Annotated in this window: 16 protein-coding genes and 1 pseudogene; 11 read left to right on the plus strand and 6 right to left on the minus strand. The window is 37.6% G+C overall.

Annotation, left to right across the window (positions count from 1 at the left end; all coding sequences use genetic code 11):
* The first annotated feature begins 93 nt into the window (after positions 1–93).
* The gene (locus tag A9C19_RS20865) at positions 94–1,038 is read left to right on the plus strand and encodes an arginine deiminase family protein (protein ID WP_072581653.1); all 945 of its coding nucleotides are present in this window, start codon (positions 94–96) and stop codon (positions 1,036–1,038) included.
* Positions 1,039–1,196: 158 nt separating this feature from the next.
* On the opposite strand, the gene A9C19_RS20870 is transcribed toward A9C19_RS20865, so the two are convergent.
* The gene (locus A9C19_RS20870) at positions 1,197–1,964 is read right to left on the minus strand and encodes a YqcI/YcgG family protein (protein WP_072581654.1); all 768 of its coding nucleotides are present in this window, start codon (positions 1,962–1,964) and stop codon (positions 1,197–1,199) included.
* Positions 1,965–2,037: 73 nt separating this feature from the next.
* Positions 2,038–2,667 carry a LysE family translocator gene (locus tag A9C19_RS20875; RefSeq protein ID WP_072581655.1) on the minus strand — a complete coding sequence of 210 codons (630 nt, stop codon included), beginning with the start codon at positions 2,665–2,667 and terminating at the stop codon, positions 2,038–2,040.
* A 248-nt stretch (positions 2,668–2,915) separates the two neighbouring features.
* On the opposite strand from A9C19_RS20875, the gene A9C19_RS20880 reads away from it, so the two are divergent.
* The 3 genes from A9C19_RS20880 to A9C19_RS20890 all read left to right on the plus strand — a co-directional run bounded on the left by A9C19_RS20880 (position 2,916) and on the right by A9C19_RS20890 (position 7,642).
* On the plus strand, positions 2,916–4,097 hold the full coding sequence (locus tag A9C19_RS20880) for a YeeE/YedE family protein (protein ID WP_199445842.1): 1,182 nt from the start codon (positions 2,916–2,918) through the stop codon (positions 4,095–4,097).
* A gap of 760 nt (positions 4,098–4,857) precedes the next feature.
* Entirely contained in the window at positions 4,858–5,910 is a 1,053-nt protein-coding gene (locus A9C19_RS20885) for an NAD(P)/FAD-dependent oxidoreductase (RefSeq protein ID WP_099092794.1), read from the plus strand.
* 520 nt (positions 5,911–6,430) lie between these two features.
* Positions 6,431–7,642, plus strand: coding sequence for a NupC/NupG family nucleoside CNT transporter (locus A9C19_RS20890; RefSeq protein ID WP_072581657.1), 1,212 nt, complete (start codon positions 6,431–6,433; stop codon positions 7,640–7,642).
* A 227-nt stretch (positions 7,643–7,869) separates the two neighbouring features.
* On the opposite strand, the pseudogene A9C19_RS20895 reads toward A9C19_RS20890, so the two are convergent.
* Positions 7,870–9,362: pseudogene (locus A9C19_RS20895) on the minus strand (peptide MFS transporter).
* A gap of 830 nt (positions 9,363–10,192) precedes the next feature.
* Between A9C19_RS20895 and A9C19_RS20900 the strand changes: the two are divergent.
* The 4 genes from A9C19_RS20900 (at position 10,193) to A9C19_RS22380 (ending at position 15,465) form a co-directional block, all read left to right on the plus strand.
* Complete coding sequence (locus tag A9C19_RS20900) at positions 10,193–11,038, plus strand: oxidoreductase (RefSeq protein WP_233499209.1); 846 nt, start codon at positions 10,193–10,195, stop codon at positions 11,036–11,038.
* Between the two features lie 483 nt (positions 11,039–11,521).
* A complete protein-coding gene (locus A9C19_RS20905; RefSeq protein WP_072581659.1) occupies positions 11,522–13,270 on the plus strand; it encodes an ABC transporter ATP-binding protein in 1,749 nt (582 codons plus the stop codon).
* A complete protein-coding gene (locus tag A9C19_RS20910; protein ID WP_072581660.1) occupies positions 13,271–15,304 on the plus strand; it encodes an ABC transporter ATP-binding protein in 2,034 nt (677 codons plus the stop codon). It begins immediately after the preceding gene.
* Between the two features lie 65 nt (positions 15,305–15,369).
* Positions 15,370–15,465, plus strand: coding sequence for a hypothetical protein (locus A9C19_RS22380; RefSeq protein ID WP_233499210.1), 96 nt, complete (start codon positions 15,370–15,372; stop codon positions 15,463–15,465).
* Between the two features lie 265 nt (positions 15,466–15,730).
* Here A9C19_RS22380 and A9C19_RS20915 read toward each other — a convergent pair whose 3' ends face one another.
* The 3 genes from A9C19_RS20915 to A9C19_RS20925 all read right to left on the minus strand — a co-directional run bounded on the left by A9C19_RS20915 (position 15,731) and on the right by A9C19_RS20925 (position 18,414).
* Complete coding sequence (locus A9C19_RS20915; protein ID WP_072581661.1) at positions 15,731–16,456, minus strand: DUF421 domain-containing protein; 726 nt, start codon at positions 16,454–16,456, stop codon at positions 15,731–15,733.
* A gap of 155 nt (positions 16,457–16,611) precedes the next feature.
* The gene (locus A9C19_RS20920; protein WP_072581662.1) at positions 16,612–17,862 is read right to left on the minus strand and encodes an MFS transporter; all 1,251 of its coding nucleotides are present in this window, start codon (positions 17,860–17,862) and stop codon (positions 16,612–16,614) included.
* Between the two features lie 114 nt (positions 17,863–17,976).
* The gene (locus A9C19_RS20925; RefSeq protein ID WP_072581663.1) at positions 17,977–18,414 is read right to left on the minus strand and encodes a GNAT family N-acetyltransferase; all 438 of its coding nucleotides are present in this window, start codon (positions 18,412–18,414) and stop codon (positions 17,977–17,979) included.
* A gap of 785 nt (positions 18,415–19,199) precedes the next feature.
* Here A9C19_RS20925 and A9C19_RS20930 point away from each other — a divergent pair.
* From A9C19_RS20930 to essB, 3 genes are all read left to right on the plus strand, one after another.
* A complete protein-coding gene (locus A9C19_RS20930; protein ID WP_072581664.1) occupies positions 19,200–19,493 on the plus strand; it encodes a WXG100 family type VII secretion target in 294 nt (97 codons plus the stop codon).
* Positions 19,494–19,565: 72 nt separating this feature from the next.
* Positions 19,566–19,805, plus strand: a complete 240-nt coding sequence (gene yukD / locus A9C19_RS20935; protein WP_072581665.1) for an ESX secretion system protein YukD — start codon at positions 19,566–19,568, stop codon at positions 19,803–19,805.
* Positions 19,806–19,816: 11 nt separating this feature from the next.
* Positions 19,817–21,163: a type VII secretion protein EssB gene (essB, locus tag A9C19_RS20940; RefSeq protein WP_072581666.1), complete on the plus strand. Its 1,347-nt coding sequence runs from the start codon at positions 19,817–19,819 to the stop codon at positions 21,161–21,163.
* Positions 21,164–21,172 lie beyond the last annotated feature (9 nt).

Here is a 21,172-nt window from a genome sequence, read left to right on the forward strand (position 1 = left end):
TGGGTTAGTGCTCTACACTTTAAAGAAATGTACATGTTTATGTCCTTTCTGGTTATCTTATAAGGAGATATATGAAGAAAGGGAGGTAACGGAATGTTATCTTTTCAACCAAAATGCTGGTCAGAGCACGGAGAATTAAAGGTCGTGATGCTTACTCCTCCTTCTAAGCTAGATGTTCCCGACTTAAAGACGGCTGAGAATGTCCAGTGGGGAAATCCTGTTAATCAAGAGATTGCTCATGAAAATCATGCAGAATTGAAAGTGGCGATTGAAGCCGAGGGTATAAAGGTTCTGGACTATACAGAGGAGCTTTCTGAACGTGATCGGCAATTGAGTGAGCAGCTCATTAATCGATTCTTTGTTCGTGATCTTGCCTGTGCTTTTGGTGAAATTCTTTTACCGGGAGAAGCTGGGATATCCATGAGAAGACCTGAATACGTTCAATCTCATGCTATTATGGAAAAATGGTTCTCAAATGAAGTCTTTAAGCTACGTGAAAATAATGATGTAAAAGCATTAGAGTATGGAGATGTCCTTATCTTAAATAAGGATGCTGTATTTATAAATGTAGGAATTAGATCAAGTATAGAGAGTGTGGAGAGAGTAAAGGATCAGCTATTCGAAGCGGGTTTTTCAGAAATAGGTATTATTGATTTACCAAGACGCTCTGATACACTTCACTTAGATATGAACTGTAATGTTGCCGGGAATGATTTACTTGTGGCAAAAAGCTATCTCCGTTATTTCCCAGTGAATGTGCTCACGAAGGATACATCAAGATTTGAAATGACAGAAAGGTTTCTCACGCGCCACGGATTTGAAGTCTATTGGCTAACGGAATACGATACAATACCTGATATTAATTTCTTTAATCTTAATCCGGAAACCATTCTTTTGAGTAAAAAAGCACATAAGCAAATGCTAAAGGAGCATCCAAAGTTAAAAAATAAGAAGTTCATTGAAGTAGAAGTAACAGAGCTGGAAAAGGGAGGCGGAGGAATCCGCTGTATGACGTTACCTTTACTTAGGGCGGATTAACAATGAAAAGAGGCTGGGACAAAACAAAGAGCCAGGCACCCTTCGATACAATCTATTGTGTGCACTAGATAAATTAGTGCGTACATATAGTCGTTACGATAAGGTGCCAGGCACTTCTGTCCCAGCCTCTAATCTCTTTACTTTCATAAGAAGTGACATTATGATTTCTGAGTAAAGTTAGGTAGCGTCTGTTGCATTCTCATAAACGGACATTTAGAAGGACTTGTTTCATTATCACTTAAAAAGTACTGCTTCCATTCGTGATTATCACTTTGACCGTACCATTTTAAGTCAGGATGTCCTGGCATTCCATCATATTCTACAAGGCGCTTTCGGATTGACTTCTTCATTTTCTGTCCAAACACAGTTGAATCATTGATTTCTTCAAAAACCCATCTAGGCTGAAAGGCGAGCAAAAAACACGGAAAATGACGACTTCTTCGCACTTCGTGAGCTGGTGTTGCACAAAAAGCAAAGTACGGCTCACCGTCGAAACAAAATTCCCACTTATGGTCTGTAGGGTCTGTTGGGATATCCTCTGGCCATTCTTTCTCATCAAATGCTGTTACTTGATTTAGTACCTTCCAAAATAACTCACGATAATCCTCTACATCAAATTGATCAAGTAAATCTTTAGGTGTCTCGAAAAAAGTAACAAGTGATGCGTATTTACCGGTTTCTCTAGAACATTTTCCATACTCTCTTAATGCAAGGGAAAGTTCTTTTGCTGAATCAACTTTACGTGGATCTCCGGCAAAGCTAAAGCGGAGATTATTTGTTAAAAACCCCTGGCGACCTGGTATACAAGGGTACGTATTATCCTTATCAGCGATGATTGTTGAAAAGGATTCATAAGCATCTTTTTTCCAGTCGGAAAGCGTTTGTAAATGTTCGTCGAACCATATCTTCTCAAAAAGTTCTCCCACAAAGAGTCCCTCCTTCTCTACACATTACACTATTAAAGGAAGGTCAAATGGGTGACTGTCTTGCTCAAAGTTCTTACTTAAGAAAAATAAATTTGTAAGCCTCATATCCAAAGTACAGGCCAAAGCCAATTAAACAAAGTCCTGCACAGACAGAGATGAATTGAAGAGCACGAGTACTCATGAATTTCTTAAAGGTACTTGCAATACCTGCCATCACAACATCCCAAATTAAAATCCCAATAAATATTCCACCACTATAGATGATTAGTTGTAGATCACTATACGTGTCACTCGTTTTTGCTAAAACAGAACCATAAATACCTAGCCAAAATAAAATGTTAAGTGGGTTTGATAACGCCATGAAAAAACCTGTCCGAAATGATTTACCGCGGGATTCATTCATCGTGATACCTGGTTGTAACGTGTTTTTTGCCGATTTAATACTTTCAAATCCAGTATACATAAGGATAAAGAATCCAAACAACCAGAGAAAGGATTTCATAAATGGGGTTGTCAAAAATTGAGCGACACCAAAATAAATGAGAAGCATGAATAAAACATCTGCGAACATTGCCCCAAGTCCTACAAGCCATGCATGAAAAAAGCCATTATGAATTCCTTTGTTTAATTGTGCAGCATTAATGGGACCGATCGGTGCTGAGAGTGAAATGCCAAGAAGCATATAACTAAAAAATGCGTTCATTATGTACCTCCAAAAAAATAGAATATAGACCTTGTACTAGTCTATTCATGAAAAAGACTTGTACGACTATTAATTAGTCGAGACAAAAAAATTTACATCCGTCACTTTTCGTATTAAGATATGAAATGTTAAATCATACTAACTTCATAGGAAAAGGAGAGATTAGGTTGGCTGAACCAACAATTTCTACTAACACTCCAGCAAACTGGAATCATAAATCAACTACAGTTGTTCAAGAGCTAGCACCGATGCAAAAGCCACAGGTTTTCTTTGGTTTACTAGCTGCGATCATTCTATTTAGCGTCATTGTGATGACAACTACGCTTACACAAGGTGTCTTATTTGTCATTGGGTTAGCGTTAGGAATAACGTTACTTTATGCTCGTTTTGGCTTTACTTCTGCCTTTAGAAGATTATTATCAGTGGGAAATGTGCAAGGACTTCAAGCTCATATGCTGATGCTTGCAATTGCCTCAACATTATTTGCAATCATTTTGAGTACAGGTTTTAGTTTCACTGGCATTGAACCAAAAGGCTATGTATCTCCCGTAGGAATGAGTGTATTAGTAGGTTCCTTCTTATTTGGAATTGGAATGCAACTAGGAAACGGCTGTGCATCGGGTACACTTTATTCGGTAGGTGGTGGTTCATCATCTATGATTATTACGTTACTTTCATTTATTGTAGGGTCTACTGTAGGTGCGTATCATTTCACATTTTGGATGGAAGAAACACCCGCACTTGCACCTATCTCTTTAGCAGAAACAACAGGCTTTGGTTACTTTGGCGCCTGGGCACTTCAAATGGTTGCTTTTGCAGCAATCTATTTTTTAACGGTTTGGATTGCTAAGAAGAAAAATCCGCCAATGATGAAGCCACTCCCAACAACAGTGGGGTGGAAACGATATTTCCGTGGAGCGTGGCCGCTTTTTGCAGCTGCTATTGTTTTGGCTTTATTAAATGCTCTCACTTTAACAGTGCGTGGTAACCCTTGGGGAATTACATCCGCCTTTGCGTTATGGGGTGGAAAGGCATTGATGGCGGTTGGCATTGATGTGACAACATGGGGATATTTCTCTGGGGCAAATGCTGAAGCATTAACCAACACTGTTTTAGCGGATTCAACTAGTGTCATGAATTTCGGAATTATTATTGGAGCATTCTTATCTGCTGCAGTACAAGGGACATTCAAGCCGAAAAAAATCAAGCCAGGTGTCGCTGGAGCAGCTATTGTCGGTGGTCTGTTAATGGGTTATGGAGCACGCCTTGCTTTTGGCTGTAATATTGGAGCGTACTTCGGTGGAATTGCTTCATTCAGTCTTCACGGCTGGGTTTGGATGGTTATGGCGATGCTCGGAACTTTCTTAGCATTATTCATTCGTCCATTATTCGGTCTGAAAAATCCGAAGCCTACAGATAGTATTTGCTAAAAGGATCTACTATTTTAACAAGAATATTTGGAGAAAAGAGGTTGGGTCAAAACTCAATCATTTTCTTAAAAGACGAATGATTATCGTTTGACACATTGTTCCTTATTAATATGTTGTGGTGGAAGAACAAGTACGTTCCATTCCGCTGCATCCACATGCTTTCCGCGGGGGAAAATGAACTGCTTTTTCATAGGGAGGAAGCTTTAGCCTCATCGGCTACGCCTATGGGGTCTCACCCTTTCCTCTACCTCCCGCCGGAGTCAAGTGTCTTTTCGCTTTATTAAACTAGCGAGTAACAATACATGTAGGGACAAAGAATAAAACCCGAACGATATGGGAGATTTTTATTGGAAAATCACCTGATCGTTCGGGTTTCTCATTAACTAAAAACACTTATGTCCTAGCCTCTTTCTTTATATGTAGGACTTAGTTTGTCTCGATTTTTAAGAACCTACTAAATATTAAAAATCAAAACAAAGCCAGCAACCGTAACGCATATAAAGATAAACCAGTCGGTAGCATGAAAGTCTTTCTTATAATCAGCTTCTTTTATTTTTCTATCTTCTCTATTTCTGTGAGAAATCTTCAACGTTGAATCATCTCAGTTCAATCCAAAAATCTGCTTTAATATAGCTTCTATAAGTATAGCTTTCCACGCTATATCTCCTAACATCATAAACTTCTTGTAAATTAAGCGGTTTCCATGTATTCTTAAGTGAGAATGATAATCAATGTAATTGATCTAGGGAGCGTGAATGAATTGGATCAAAGAGATATATATGATGTGACGATTATAGGCGGAGGTCCTGCGGGGCTATATTCTGCCTTTTATAGTGGATTAAGAGAAATGAAAACGAAAATCATTGAATTTCAGCCTCAATTAGGTGGGAAGGTTCATGTGTATCCAGAGAAAATGATTTGGGACATTGGTGGGGTCACACCAATTTTAGGCGAAAAGCTAATTAAACAGATTGTTGAACAAGGGTTAACCTTTCATCCAACTGTTGTGCTAAATGAAAAGGTTGTTGGAATCGAGAAGCAGACAGACGGGCTGTTTGTTCTAGAGAGTGAAGCAGGAGTTAAACACTATTCTAAAACGGTCATCGTTGCAGTCGGTGGAGGCATACTAAATCCGCAAAAACTAGAATTAGAAGGTGCAGAAAAGTACGAAGTATCTAACCTACATTACACAGTCAAATCTCTATCACGCTTTAAAGATAAAACGGTTGTCATCTCAGGTGGTGGGAATTCAGCAATTGATTGGGCGAATGAATTAGAACCAATTGCAAAGCAAGTATATGTTATTTACCGAAAAGATCAACTAACGGCACATGAAGCGCAGGTTTCTCAGTTAGTAAATAGTTCGGCAATTGTTATCCTTAATACATCAATTTCAAAATTATTAGCGAATGAAAATCATGAGGAAATTGACTATGTGGAGCTAACCAATCATCGTACCGGTGAGGTAACAGACATGCTGGTTGATGAGGTGATTATTAGCCATGGCTATGAACGTGATTCGGCATTACTGACGAATAGTCAGTTAAATGTTCAGCTAATAGATAACTTCTATATCGCGGGAAATGCTATGAGCGAAACATCAGTTGAAGGCTTGTATGCCGCAGGTGATATTTTAATGCATGAAGGGAAGCTTCATCTTATTGCGGGTGCATTCCAAGATGCAGCAAATGCTGTAAATAAAGCAAAGCTCTATGTTCAACCAACAGCTAAAAAGGATGCTATGGTTTCTTCTCATAATGATATTTTTAAAAGTAGAAATAAAGAATTAATTAAAAAATTAATAAAGGTTTAATTGATATAGATAAAGGCTAGTTATCAAATAGATGACAGCCTTTTTTTAATTGCTTAGGAACCGATAACATGTATCAATTGTGTGTGGATAAGTGCTTCGACAACTAGCTTCAGCGCTAGTCCCTTTAGGTCATAAACTATTTAGAATTATAAGCAAAGTAGACCTTCTATTTCTAATTGTCTTATTGCCTGAGGCTAACTAAGGTGTCCCAAGTTTTTGTTCGTTGTGATGCTGGTTTATATGAATGGTGAATGAAACGAACTTATTTTTTAAATATATGAATGGTAAAAAAAGAGTCGTGAATAATATAGGAGATTCTTTCCTTAATGAAATTAGAAAAATGAACCATTTACATCTTGGCCTATTCTTGTTAAAATCTACAGGAGTTGTCTGACGACAGACTACTGTATTGGTAAGTAAGCGTTTTCTTTTATTTGTAGGTATCTTCTATGGTGACAATTAAAGAACTACTTAGAAGGTAGCTAAAACATACATTATGCAGCTAAGAGGTGAGCCATTCATGAACATTTTATGGGGTATTTTTGGAATTTTTATTGTCTTAGGTATTGGTTTTCTTTTGTCGGTAAAAAAGAAAGCGATTAATTACAGAACGATTTTTGGTGGACTAGCTATTCAGTTACTTTTCGCCTTTATCGTATTAAAATGGGAAGCTGGTAGAGCAGCTCTAGAAGCTTTATCAAGACTTGTTCAAGCGATTATTAACTACGCCAACGAAGGGATTGGGTTTGTCTTTGGTCCTGCGGCAGACGTAGAAAACTTTGGTTTTGTTTTTGCCTTTCAGGTTTTAACCATTATCATTTTCTTCTCGTCATTAATATCCGTTTTATATTACCTTGGTATTATGCAATGGTTTATTAAGATCATTGGTGGTGGATTATCGAAGATACTTGGGACAAGCAGGCCAGAATCAATGTCAGCTGCGGCAAACATTTTCGTAGGTCAAACAGAAGCACCACTTGTGATTCGTCCATATCTTGAAAAAATGACGAGATCAGAGTTATTTGCGGTAATGACCGGAGGACTTGCCTCTGTTGCTGGTTCTGTTCTTGTTGGATATGCCTTATTAGGTGTACCGCTAGAATATTTATTAGCAGCTAGCTTCATGGCAGCTCCAGCTGGATTGGTCATGGCGAAATTACTGATTCCAGAAACGGAAAAAGCGAAAGCTCAAGAGTTTGAAATGGCAAAAGATACAGAAACTGTGAACGTGATAGACGCAGCAGCAAGAGGAGCGTCAGATGGATTAAAGCTAGCTCTTAACGTTGGGGCGATGTTACTAGCATTTATCGCCCTTATTGCATTAGTAAATGGAATTCTAGGGTTTATTGGTAACTTTGTTGGATATAGCGGTTTATCATTAGAAGGAATTTTGGGGATAGTCTTCTCTCCATTAGCCTTTGCGATCGGTGTTCCATGGAGTGAGGCAGTAACAGCAGGAAGCTTTATTGGGCAAAAACTAGTCTTAAATGAGTTTGTAGCCTATTCTGCGTTTGCACCTGAAATTGCGAACCTATCGGATAAAACAGTTATTGTAGTCAGCTTTGCGTTATGTGGCTTTGCTAACCTTAGCTCAATGGCAATTCTTTTAGGCGGCCTAGGTGGATTAGCTCCTAGCCGTAGAGGAGATATTGCGAAGCTTGGAATTCGTGCAGTCGCAGCAGGAATGCTTGCTTCCTTGTTAAGTGCAAGTATCGCGGGCATGTTCCTATAATATAAACACAAATGTAAAATAAAAAAACCTACTCATTATGGATAAGGGGATATGGTTCTACTAACGAATTGTGTCTCTTTCATGTTCCTAGTAGGTAGATATAAAACGCTGTTGATTGTTGATATCAACAGCGTTTTTTTGTATAGGGCTGCTTTTTAATAACTAATTGTCGAATTCTGATTACTTATAAATGAAAAAAGCTCCCACAATTTGTGAGAGCCCTCCAATTAGTTTACACCCTTCATAAATCCTTGGATTTTAGGGGATAAAACGAATAGTAAAATACTTAAACCAATTGCGATTCCACCAATTGTCCCGAAATAAAGCATTTCCGTTTCAGGTCGATAGAATCTCACAATTTGAGCATTTAATGCTTGTGCAGCCGCATTGATAAAAACCATAGACTCATCGTTTGAGCTGAGAAGGCTGCCGGTGCTAGCTTTGTAGTTGCAGAAAGTCCAACAGGTGATAGGCATAGCTCACCAAGTACAACTATAAAATAACTTAATACAAGCCATAGCGGATTAACAAGAGTATCACTACCGCCAAGATAAGCTGGTAGTAAAATCACCATAAATGATAGCCCTGCAAATAATAATCCTAATGAGAATTTCTTAGGAACTGATGGTTGGCGATCTCCAAGCTTCACCCATAACCATGCAAAAACAGGAGCTAATAGGATGATGAACAACGGATTTAACGATTGAAACCATGTTGGAGAAATGGATAAACCTGCAAAGTTTAGTTGTGTACGTTCATCAGCGTAATTAGCTAATATTGTTGATCCTTGCTCTTGTATTGCCCAAAACATTACAGACGCAATAAAGAGTGGGATATAGGCAATAATGCGTGATCGTTCAACAGCTGTTGTTTTTGGACTACGATACATCACGATAAAATAAATAGTTGGAATTAAAAATCCAAAGATTCCTACTAATGCTATAAATGTATTGAATGTAAAGTAACCTGCAGGAATTGTAAGAGCTAGAAAAATAGCGATGATAAGAGCGCCTAATCCAAACCCCGTGAAAACTTTTTTCTTTTCTGCAGGAGATAATGGATTAGCTACAATTGTTCCAGCCAACCCTAAATTTTTCTTTTTAGTTAAGATAAACACAACAAGTCCAAAGAACATCCCTATTGCTGCAATACCGAACCCAAGATGGAAATCAATTTCTAGACCAACTGTTCCAACAATTAATGGAGAAATGAAGGCTCCAAGATTGATACCCATGTAAAAGATACTAAACCCAGCATCTCGTCGATTGTCCTTCTCGCTGTAGATTTCACCAACGACACTTGATACATTTGGCTTTAAAAGTCCAGTACCTAGAACAATAAGTACCATAGAAATAAAGAACATGGTAACGCTTCCAGGTATTGCTAATACAATGTGTCCAAGCATAATAAGTATTCCACCGTAGAAGATGGCTTTGGACGTTCCGAACATACGATCAGCTAACCAACCACCTATAATTCCGGACATATAAACAAGCGAACCATAAATCGACATGATCGCAAGAGCTGTTTGCTTATCAATGCCTAGTCCACCTTCAGTAACCTCATAATACATGTAGAAAACAAGAATAGCCCTCATGCCATAATAAGAAAATCTCTCCCAAAATTCAGTGAAGAATAAAGTGAAGAGTCCTTTTGGATGACCAAAAAAACCTTTTTGAGGGACACTTGCTACAACTTTATCTCTGTCAAAGTTTGACATCATACAACCTCCCTTATTCTATTAATATAATATTTTAATAGTCTGAATTTGTCAAAAAGTATTTTTAATAAGATTTAGAATCAAAAATAGTTATTTAAAAATAACTTATTTTCAGATAATTCTGTTGTGCTCATGGTTAATGCTGATTTTTCTTCATAATTGGTGGAAGACATGACAACTAGTATGAATTGCTTTTAGGTTATTCCTCCCACGATAAGCGAATACCTATAAAGAAAATAAATAACTACGTTTTAAAGACACAATAATTAAAAGCTATTCTCTAAACCTTTTTCTTCTGTTTTATATAGTGTTCGTTAGTAATTTATCAATATGTCTAGTTAAACTAGTAAATTTACATTTTCCCTACTATTTAGCAAAATGAATGAATTACATAAATTAGAATCTTTAGAGCCTCAAGGCTTTCAAGATATAAAAAAGGAGTACCTCCTCAAAATGTCGAAATAAGTAAGCACCACACAAACTTATGAAACTGGAGAAAGCTTCTCTATAGGGATGAGAAAATCACGTTTCCGAAAAGCAGTTGGGCACAATTGCTGCTATGATTTACTCCCTAGCTGTTAGAATGATTGAACGAATTGAATTTATTAAAGACCTAGTAAAGCTTAAAGAACGATATCGAATTCTATCCTGCGGGAGGCTCACCGTCTCACCCCGAAAAAGCGAGCAACTCGAGCGAATTCAATCAACCAGGCTCTTGATAAATAGTCAAAATGTAAAAGGTATCTCTGTATGAAATGGAATCAAATCCTTATTTATGTAGGAAATTAGGAATATCATATAGTGTGAATGATCAAGAAGAGGAGATTAGGATGAAAAAAGAGAAAATCGCCATCATTACCGGTGCTTCTAGTGGATTTGGTTTAGTTACATCACTTGAATTAGCGAAGAATGGGTATTTAGTGTATTCAACAATGAGAAATACAGGAAAAAGTGACAAACTCATGGCCTTAGCGAAACAACATGGTGTAAGTGATTCAATCAAGGTATGGGAATTAGATGTAACAAACCTTGAATCTATACAAGAATTTGAACGGAGTATTAAAAGTTTAGACGGAATCGAGATTTTAGTTAATAATGCGGGCTTCGCTGGAGCAGGATTTGTAGAAGAAATTCCATTAAGTGAGTATCGGAACCAGTTTGAGACAAACCTCTTTGGCGCTATATCGATTACGCAAGTCGTACTTCCTATTATGAGAAAACAAAGGCATGGAAAAATCATAAATGTTAGTAGTATTAGTGGAAAAGTAGGGTTCCCAGGATTATCTCCATATGTTTCATCTAAATTTGCTCTTGAGGGATGGAGTGAGGCATTACGATTAGAAATGGTCCCATTTGGTATTGATGTTGTATTAGTTGAGCCAGGATCTTTTCAAACGAATATCTGGTCTACAGGTAAAAAGATTTCAAAAAAGTCGCAGCTAACTCATTCACCGTATTATGAAACAATGAAAAGCTTAGAAAGCCATTTAGAAAAGCAAGCCACACATTACGATAATCCAATTCTAGTAGCCAATCTTATCTTAGCGATAGCTAATAAAAAGAATCCAACCTTACGTTATCCAATTGGAAAGGGTGTTAAGCTGATGATTTTGTTAAAAACAATTCTACCTTGGAGATGGTGGGAAAAAATCGTGTTATCTCAGTTGAAAAGCTAGATAGGTAGCGTTCATCAGTTCATTTTCACACCGTATATTCTAAAAAGATTGTGATTGACAGTCATGAGTGGAAAATAATACAATTTAGGAAGATGAAAAATAGGAGGGCTATAAAATGAAATTCAATAGGTATCTACACCATCAAATTTCATACCAACATGTGACCCTCTGCGAAATGATGTAGGTGTATTCTAGTTTTATTTCAGCTAAACGAGACGCAGGTCACTATTGACGTGCGTATTTATTTTGCTTTTTAAAGAAGGGGCATTATGCAAATCGCATAATGCCCTTTTCGTGTATCAGAGGGTAGCGTAGGATCAGATTGTTTGGTTTTTAGCTTACCTTTGCTCGTTACAATAAAAATTCGTTTGAAGGGAGTAGTTGCTAATGGATGAAACAAAAAGAGGGAGGCGCATTGATATAGATTGGATGAAAGGTGGCTAACGTACTTGATAAATAGCGTTAATCTAAAGGAGGATCTTTATGTTTTCGGTACTAGGAAAGCTCAGTTGGTTTTTTAAAGATTATTGGAAACGATATACAGTAGCGGTTTCATTGTTAATCTTTGTTAGTTTTTTAGATGTGATTCCCCCTAAACTCATTGGGCTGGCTATTGACGATATACAGTTTGGTCAGATGACAGCTGAGAGATTAAGGGAGTTGCTTGTGTTTTTTGGTGTGCTACTTGTTGTAAGCTATGCAATCACATATGTCTGGATGTATCAGTTGTTTGGAGGAGCTCATTTGATTGAAAGAACGATGCGTTATCGTTTCATGAAGCACTTACTTATGATGACTCCAAGCTTTTATGAGAAAAATAGAACAGGAGATTTAATGGCTCGTGCAACGAATGATTTAAAGGCAATCTCTCTCACTGCGGGATTTGGGGTTCTGACCTTGGTGGATTCGACTATTTTTATGATTATGATCATTTTTGTTATGGGCTTTACAATCAGTTGGCAGTTGACACTGGCCGCTTTATTACCTTTACCGTTACTTGCAATAGCGATTAGCTATTTTGGAAAGCTCATTCATAAGCGTTTTACGGTAGCACAAGATGCATTCGGAGATATGAATGATCGAGTGCTGGAATCTGTTTCGGGAGTAAGAGTGATTCGTGCGTATGTTCAAGAGAAGGCAGACGAACAACGCTTTCAGGATATGACAGAGGATGTATACGAAAAAAATATTTCTGTCGCGAAAGTCGATGCTTTGTTTGAGCCTACCACTAAAATTCTCGTTGGGATTAGTTATAGTATTGGACTTGGTTTTGGCGCCTATTTAGTCTTTAACCAGACCATTACATTAGGGGAACTTGTAAGCTTTAACGTATATTTAGGAATGCTCATATGGCCGATGTTTGCGGTGGGCGAATTAATCAATATCCTGCAAAGAGGTAATGCGTCACTAGATCGTGTTAACCAAACGCTTAGCTACAAACCTGATGTGAAGGATGTGCCGCACCCTGTTGACGTCTCGTCTCCTACATCGATTTATTTTTCGGGGGTATCCTTTCGTTATCCAACTTCAAGTATAGATAATTTGAAATCCATTCATTTGCAAATAAAAAAAGGTGAGACCATTGGGATAGTTGGAAAGACAGGTTCTGGTAAAACTACGCTGTTGAAGCAGCTACTTAGGGAGTATCCGCTTGGTAGTGGAGAGATTACGATTGCAAATCACGCTTTACAAGATATTAGTATAGATACTCTACACTCATGGATTGGTTATGTTCCTCAAGAACAGGTGCTTTTTTCACGAACTATTAGAGAAAATCTTCAGTTTGGAAAAGCAAATGTTACAGAAGAGGAAATTCATAAAGCACTCGTGTTGAGTGCATTCGATCAAGACATTCACATGTTGCCGAAAGGGTTAGAGACATTAGTAGGAGAAAAAGGGGTGGCTTTATCTGGAGGACAAAAGCAAAGGATCTCCATTGCGAGAGCACTTATTAAGGATCCTGAAATACTCCTTTTAGATGATGCGATGTCAGCGGTGGATGGGAAAACAGAAGCTAAAATTATTGAAAACATACGGAAGGTACGTGTAAATAAAACAACTCTAATTACTGCTCATCGTATTTCTGCAGTCCAGCATGCTGATATCATTATTGTCATGGATCAGGGACAAATTGTTGAAGCTGGTACACATGAAGAATTACTTCGAATAGGTAAATGGTACAAAACCCAGTTTGAACGTCAACAAACGGACTCGTATGAGGAGGTGGGCTAATTGCAGAAACATACAACTAATAAGCGTTTGGTTCAATATGCTTTATATGATAAGCGGACGATTTTCTTAGCGCTATTGATGCTAGTAATAGCGGTTGGAGCAGAGCTTACAGGTCCATTTATCGCTAAAAGAATGATTGATAATCACATGATGGGAATTGAAAATCCTTGGGTAGAAGTAGTAGAAGAAGATAATTCAACAGTATTCTATAACAATCACTATTATAAACGAAAAGCGAATGTTACAGATGATGACATAATTGGAGATGGTACCTTACAGCTCGTACAAGTGGGTCAATCCTTTTATATGACGAACCAGCATCTACTATTTGATGGAGAAAGAGTAATCTCTGGAGATACATTAACGATCACAAGAGGGGATGAACAAGCGAGTTATGAGGTTGTGAAGCTAAATAGAAACGAGCTTTTCTCCTTTTATAAGCCAGAAATCTCACCGATTATTGCCCTTTTAAGCTTATATGTTGGATTGCTTTTTATCGCTGCTTTTTTTCAATATGGAAAGTCACTTTTATTACAGAAGTCGGCGAATCGCATTATTCAAAAAATGCGTACAGATGTATTTCATCATATCCAACGCCTACCGATTCAATATTTTGATAATTTGCCAGCGGGTAAAGTCGTTGCCCGTGTTACGAATGATACAGAAGCTATAAGGGAGCTTTATGTAAAAGTGTTAGCTAGCTTTTTTACAAGTGGTATTTATATGACAGGGATCTTCATTGCATTATTCTTCCTAGATGTAAAGCTAGCCCTACTCACGCTAGTCCTTGTCCCTATTTTAGTCATTTGGACACTTGTTTATCGTAAGCTAGCATCTACCTATAATCATTTTATTCGTACAAAAGTTAGTGATATAAATGGAATGATTAACGAGTCTATTCAAGGGATCACAATCATTCAAGCGTTTAGAAGAAAAAAAGAAACATTAAATGAGTTCGAGAAATTAAATGAAGATCATTTTACGTATCAAAACAAGCTTTTAAGTCTAAATGCTCTAACCTCTCATAACCTTGTAGGGGTATTACGGAATGTAGCATTTGTGGCTTTAATCTGGTACTTTGGTGGTCAATCAATGACAGGAGCAACAATGGTATCAATCGGTCTTCTATATGCATTTGTTGATTATTTAAATCGGATATTCCAACCTGTTACAGATATCGTCAATCAGCTTGCTCAGCTAGAACAAGCACGTGTCTCATCTGAACGTGTCTTCCAGCTGCTAGACGAGCCGGGAGAACAAGTGACAATAGAGACTATTCCTAGATATGAGGGAAATGTTGCTTTTGAGGATGTATCCTTTTCCTATGATGGTGAGAATGATGTCTTAAGGAACATTAATTTTACTGCGAGGAAAGGAGAAACTGTTGCTTTAGTTGGTCATACTGGTTCAGGAAAAAGCTCAATAATCAACCTATTATTCCGCTATTATGATGTATCAAGAGGGAGAATTACGATCGATGGTCAAGATGTAAAAAATTCCTCTCGCCAACAGATTCGAAAGCACATGGGAATTGTGCTTCAGGACCCCTTCTTGTTTACAGGCACAATTGGCTCAAATGTGAGCTTAGATCATCCAGATATTTCAGAGCAGCAGGTGAAAAAAGCATTAAAGGATGTAGGTGCAGACCGATTTATTGAAAAGCTGCCTAAGCAATATGGTGAGCCTGTTCTTGAAAAAGGCAGTACATTTTCAGCAGGAGAACGTCAGCTCATTTCGTTTGCGCGCGCGCTTGCTTTTAATCCAGCCATTCTTATCTTAGATGAAGCGACAGCTAACATTGATACAGAAACCGAGACCGTCATTCAAGAGGCATTGAAGATTGTAAAGGAAGGAAGAACGACCTTCATTATTGCCCATAGACTTTCAACCATTCGAGATGCGGATCAAATCTTAGTATTGGACCACGGTGAAATTGTCGAAAGGGGAACTCATGAAGAGCTTCTTCAACAGGAAGGAAAATACTATCATATGCACCAATTGCAGGTAGGAAAAATACCCACAAAGGTAGGGTAACACTTTATGCATGTTTACCTTCATGGACAATAGGGAAACCTTTTGTAAAACAGGAGGTGCGTGTGATGAAGAGGCTTGTAAAAAGATTAATAAAGTGGGCACCTGTGATTTACCCGATTGTAAAGAAAATGATGAATAAAAGAAAACGCAGTAGTTATTAAGCTAGGCTCTTTTAAAAAATTTAGTCAACATTCACACGAAATACCCTAAGTAAGCAAGAAAGAAATGAGCTGACTCTCTATTCGGAGAGAAAAAGACGTGTTCCTAGTGAGAAACCTGACATTTGGATTTTTCAGGATACTAATATTCTATACACAAACAGACTCTCTTTACATAAGGGAGTCTGTTGTCTATTCTTTATGAACGCCCGTGAAAAGCGCATGATGCAATTTGATATGAAGAACCATGTTTACCAGGCCAAGATAGTTAATGATAAAACGGAGGAGCATTTACAGAATTCTGTTCATCCTTCAGTGTCACCGATAGTTCTAAACGTGCATTTAAGGTTGCAAAGAATATCTCGTTCTTATCTCGTATCTGTTGCTTAATCAGCTCTTGAAACAGCCAGACCTCATCAACCTGGAAATAGCGTAGGACATCTGTATAAACTTCTCCTTCCATTATGACGGGAAAAGAGATAGAGGATTCTGTATTCATTTGCATACTTTCGTTTGTAACGGTTTGTTTTTCAGGTTTTTTTAAGACACTCAGAGCTCCGTTAGCTTCTACAATAGCCATTTCTACATCCTCAACAGCGAAAACATCCTTCTCTCTGAGCATCTGAAGGATGTTATCAATTGAATAGCGGATGGACTTAATATTTTGCTTCAACAGCTTTCCATCTTGGACAACTAAGGTTGGCTCAAATGTGATGAGCCTGCCAATTTTTCGGTTAGATAGCTTCCAATTTGCTACAATTCGTTGAATTAAAGCAATGATAAGGATGGTAAAAGCGGTTGGTAAATGTTTTATTTCTGGATCGGCAATATCTGCCCCCACCACAGCACCTAATGTAAGGATAATGAGAAAGTCAAATATTGGTAATTCCCCTATAGCTCTCTTTCCCATGAAAATGGTCATGAATAATAGGAGAGGTAAGATAGTTATGATGCGTCCGAGAACAAGGACCATGTCCTTTAATGTTTCTTCCATTATGGTAACTCCTTTTTGGTTTGCTTTATTAAAGGCTTACCATTTTAGGAGAGTTCAATACTATCTAAAACGTTTGGAGTCTTATTTTAAAAAAAGTCTAGATCTATGTTCATGTAAAAAAAAGCTGATAGGCTCATCAGCTCATAAAGAATGTATTATGCTTGGTCAGGTTCAGGTACACGAGATAAAATAACTAATCCGATAATAAATAAGAGAACTAAACTGAATACACCACTACTAGAATTACCGGTTACTTGTGCCGTTATGGCTACTAGTAAGGGTCCCATAATGGAAGCGAATTTTCCGAAGATATTATAAAAACCAAAGAACTCGTTTGCGTTCTTCTTTGGAATTAATTTTGCGAAATAAGACCGACTAAGTGCTTGAATGCCTCCCTGTGAGGTTGCGACAAGCATTGCTAAAATCCAAAAATCTAAAGTGCTATCTAAGAAATAAGAATAAATACATACAATAATATAGATGAATATACCGACGTATAACATCTTTTTTCCAGTAAATCTTTCTGAAAGGCGACCATACAGGATGGCAAAAGGTGCTGCAACAACCTGGGTAGCAAATAGAACAATGAGAAGACTTGTTGAACTAATCCCTAGATCTGTACCGTAGGCGGTAGACATTGTAATAATGGTCCCAACACCATCAATATAGAAAAAGTAGGCAAGTAAAAACATAAATAGCGCTTTATGCTGCTTGATTTCCTTTAATGTCTTCCATAATCGTTTAAAGCTATTTACAACAGGACTTGGTTCGCGTTGAATGTAATAGGTTTGATGGACATTTCGAAATAAGGGAATGGTGAAAAGTCCCCACCAAACAGCTGTGATGATAAAGGCGATTTTGCTTGCTAAAGTTGTAGATACCGGAATGGTCCCACTTTGCGATAAGACAATAATAGCAATGCTAATGATAAAGGGAATTGTACTACCGATGTAGCCTAATCCAAATCCGCGGGAAGAGACCCGATTCATTCGTTCCTCTGTTGTCACATCAACTAAAAAAGCATCATAAAAGACATTTGCACCTGCAGAGCCTACAGCTGTGAGAGTATAGCAGATGAGAAGAAGTCCCCATTGCTCTGTAGGAATAAAAGCCAAAAGTGCGGTAGAGATCACACCGAGTGAGAAAAAGAATGTGAAAAAGCGCTTTTTGTAGCCCTGATAATCTGCGATCGTTCCTAAAATAGGTCCAAGCATGGCAAGAACAAAGGTTGCAATGGCAATTGTATACCCCAAGTATGCGGTCGAATTAGCGCCGCTAACTCCAGCTTCTGTAGCTGCCGCTTTATAATAAAGAGGGAAAACGGCTGTAGAAATAATAATGGAATAGGCAGAATTCGCCCAATCATAGAAAATCCAACTATTCTCTTCCTTTGAAAAACGCCTCATGTTCTCTGTTGCCTCCCTTTAATCCACTTATATCCTATTGTACTAGAAAGTGGACATGGGAAATGACTAATTGGAAAAATTTACAGTTCTTTAACATACCGTTCACAAAATTACTCATATCGTTAATTCCATCACTGTAGAAAGAGGAGAGAATCCTACTTTTTCATAAAGTCTTTTAGCAGGATTTCCTTCGTACACGTTTAATATGACCTTCTCATAGCCTTCTGTCTTTAACTGCTGTAGTGCTTTCCTCATTAATGTTTCACCTAACCCCATATGTCTGAAGCTAGGCATAACGAATAGAGAGGTGATACTTCCAGTTTTTACAAAGTTAATAGGGTTGTAATCTGGTCCTAGTAACACCCAGCCTGCGATTTCATTGTATTCTTTTGCAATAAGATAGTAGGAGCCGCTATTTAGCAAAGGAACGAACATATTAAGTCCGCTATTTATATCCGTTTTGGCATACCCCATTGTACTTTCACCCATTACATCAATGGTTAAATGGAGCAAAGTGTTTGTTTCCTCATACGTTGCTTTTTGGATAATCATGATGAACCCACCTTCAATAAAGAATTACCCATAGTGTATGTCAGACTTACCCAGGTTGAGACAATATGGCAGGGGCAAAAACCTACACAATTGTCGAACACATAATAAGGGGGTATTCCTACACGTGCAAACAGTGAGGGGATCTTGTTCAACGATTTTTTTTCTAGTAAAAAGGTAAGCTAGTCTATTTGTCATAACATGATCGACAAATGGTCGATTAGAAAAAAATATCGATCTATTATGTGTGATATGTAAGGTTTTTGAATGTTTTACCCCATTTTTGGAGTTTTTTTTCTTATTTACAATGTAATAATAATTAGACAAACAACGACAAAATACACCATATGTATACCATTCCTCGACCTTTTTTTAGTTTCCTCTACATAGCTTCAATCCTTATCCTGCTTGTGTTTAGAAATCCTATAATCGTATATTCCTATTGAGATTCTAGTCTTTTTTACCTGAAATGACCTAGTGGTAAATAATGGGTAATTATGTATATGAGAATTTTTAACTGTAGACAAAAAAGAATCATAGGAAAAAAAATTCCTTTTTATTTACATTTTAGTTTATAACTGTATTAAATTGGGTATTTGTGTTATTGGTATATGTAGGAAAAACTGTTAGGAATAAAGAAAACATGTTTTTCTGAAGAAGTAAGAGCATGGATAATTTGAGAGCTCGCTTTGAGGTCTGGAAATATCTAAGGAACGATTATTGATCCGGGTACTCATCTTTTACATAAATGAGGAACCAAAAAAAACCATTTGATAGGAGAGGAAAACATGTCTGGAATTATCCGCGTTACCCCTGCAGAGCTAGTTAGTATGTCCAATCGTTATTCAAGTGAGAGTAGTCAAGTAGGAGATCAAATTTCACGTTTAGACACAATGATTAGAGAGCTTGAGGGTATGTGGGAAGGTGAATCAAGCCGTGCATTCAGTGAACAATACCAAACGTTAAGACCTTCATTTGTTCAAATGCAGCAGCTTTTAGATGAGATTTCTACTCAATTAAACAGTACATCGAAAGCTCTTGAGGATGCTGACCAACAAATCGCAAGCCAAATTCGTGGCTAAACGTTAGATAAGAAAAGCAAGGGGGCGTCGATTCTTACTAAGCGGCGCTCCTTCCTTATGAGGTGAAAGCATATGTACATAGAAGTAACGATCGATTTAAAACATTATCATGGAGACACTTTTGACCTCCGCCTATCAAATTATCACTCTGTGAAAGAAATGGTTTCAATTGTTTGGCAAGCGAAAAACCTTTCAAGCTCACCAAGGGAAGGGTATTGGATTCGTGTGACAAACAAACAAAAAGTCGTACAAGGTAATGAAAGATTAATAGATGCAAGGATCTTTACGGGAGATCGAATTGAAATATTGTGAGGGAGTATAAGATGTCTACACAAATACAAAGTCATTTTTCATATTTACAGGAACAAATTGAAGCAGACGTCACACAGAAGGATCAAACCATAACGTTTTTGTTCCAAAAAGAAAAAATTAAGCTTGATCATCCACATGAAGTCTCCTTTCTTTCTGAGGTCAATCAAACGATCCAGAAAAAAATAGAGATGAAGGATGATGAATTATGTATTGAATACAAGCTGCCGCAAACTTACTCATATTTTCCTCGTCACGTTCAAAGATTAGATGAAAAAGAGCGCTATATTCTTGCTTATCATTTGGTTCAACTTGTTAAACAGCATTCACTCTCAAGGGTTCATCTTCTTGTATGTCCTGAAAACATAGTTTTTGATCAAGGATTACAACCTTATTTGCTACATTTTGGAGTGATGGAAAGTCTTCCACCATATGAAAAAAATTCAGACCAATTATTCCAAGAAGTAAAAGCAACAGTTGCTACTTTACTTGATCGTACATATACCTTTGAGCAATATGTTCGCTTTTTCCAAACATTAAAGCTCTCTTCCCTAACTAAAAGGATTCACGAAGCTAGTTCCCTACAAGATCTACTTATCATTATTGAAGAAAATATAGAAAGGCTAAAAAAAGATCAAGCAAATTATACTGTGGTGAAGAAACAATCTTGGAAGCTGACGCGTGGCATCATGTATGGTGTCATCATTTGCTTTATTCCAGCTCTTATTTATTCCTTGTATTCGTTCTTTTTTGTCCAACCAAAGCAAACGAGCTTTATTCAAGCGCAGGAGTTCTTCCTACAAGATCAATACAGTGATGTGGTGACAGAGCTTCAGCCATATGAAATTGATGATATGCCTATAGTTACACAGTATGAGCTAGCCCTTTCTTACATCATAAATGAATCATTAACAGAGGATCAGAAGGAAACCGTTCGAAATACGGTTACTCTTCAAACAGATCCACAATATTTTCATTATTGGATCTATATTGGACGCGGAGAAGCTGAGGAAGCATTAGATATTGCAAGGTTCTTAGAGGATCGCGACTTAGTTCAATTTGGACTATTAAAATACAAAGAGCAAGTGAAGTCAGATGATGAATTGGACAGGGAAGAACGTCAGCAGACTCTAGCTGAAATTGAAGATGAAATAAATGAATACGAAAGACAAAAGGAAGAAGTTCAAGCAGCAGAGGAAAAAGAGGTAAATGAAGGAACAGAAGGAACTGTTGAAGCAGATGAAGCGGATAATGGTCAATTAACCGAACCAGCCGAACAGGCTGAACCAGCATCAGCCCCGGAAGCCTCAGACGCTAGCGATAAAAAAGAAACAGAATCTAAAGAAAAATCAGGTGAATGATGGCATAGA

It is taken from the genome of Bacillus weihaiensis, from assembly GCF_001889165.1.
GTDB classification, from domain to species: Bacteria; Bacillota; Bacilli; order Bacillales; family Bacillaceae; genus Metabacillus; species Metabacillus weihaiensis.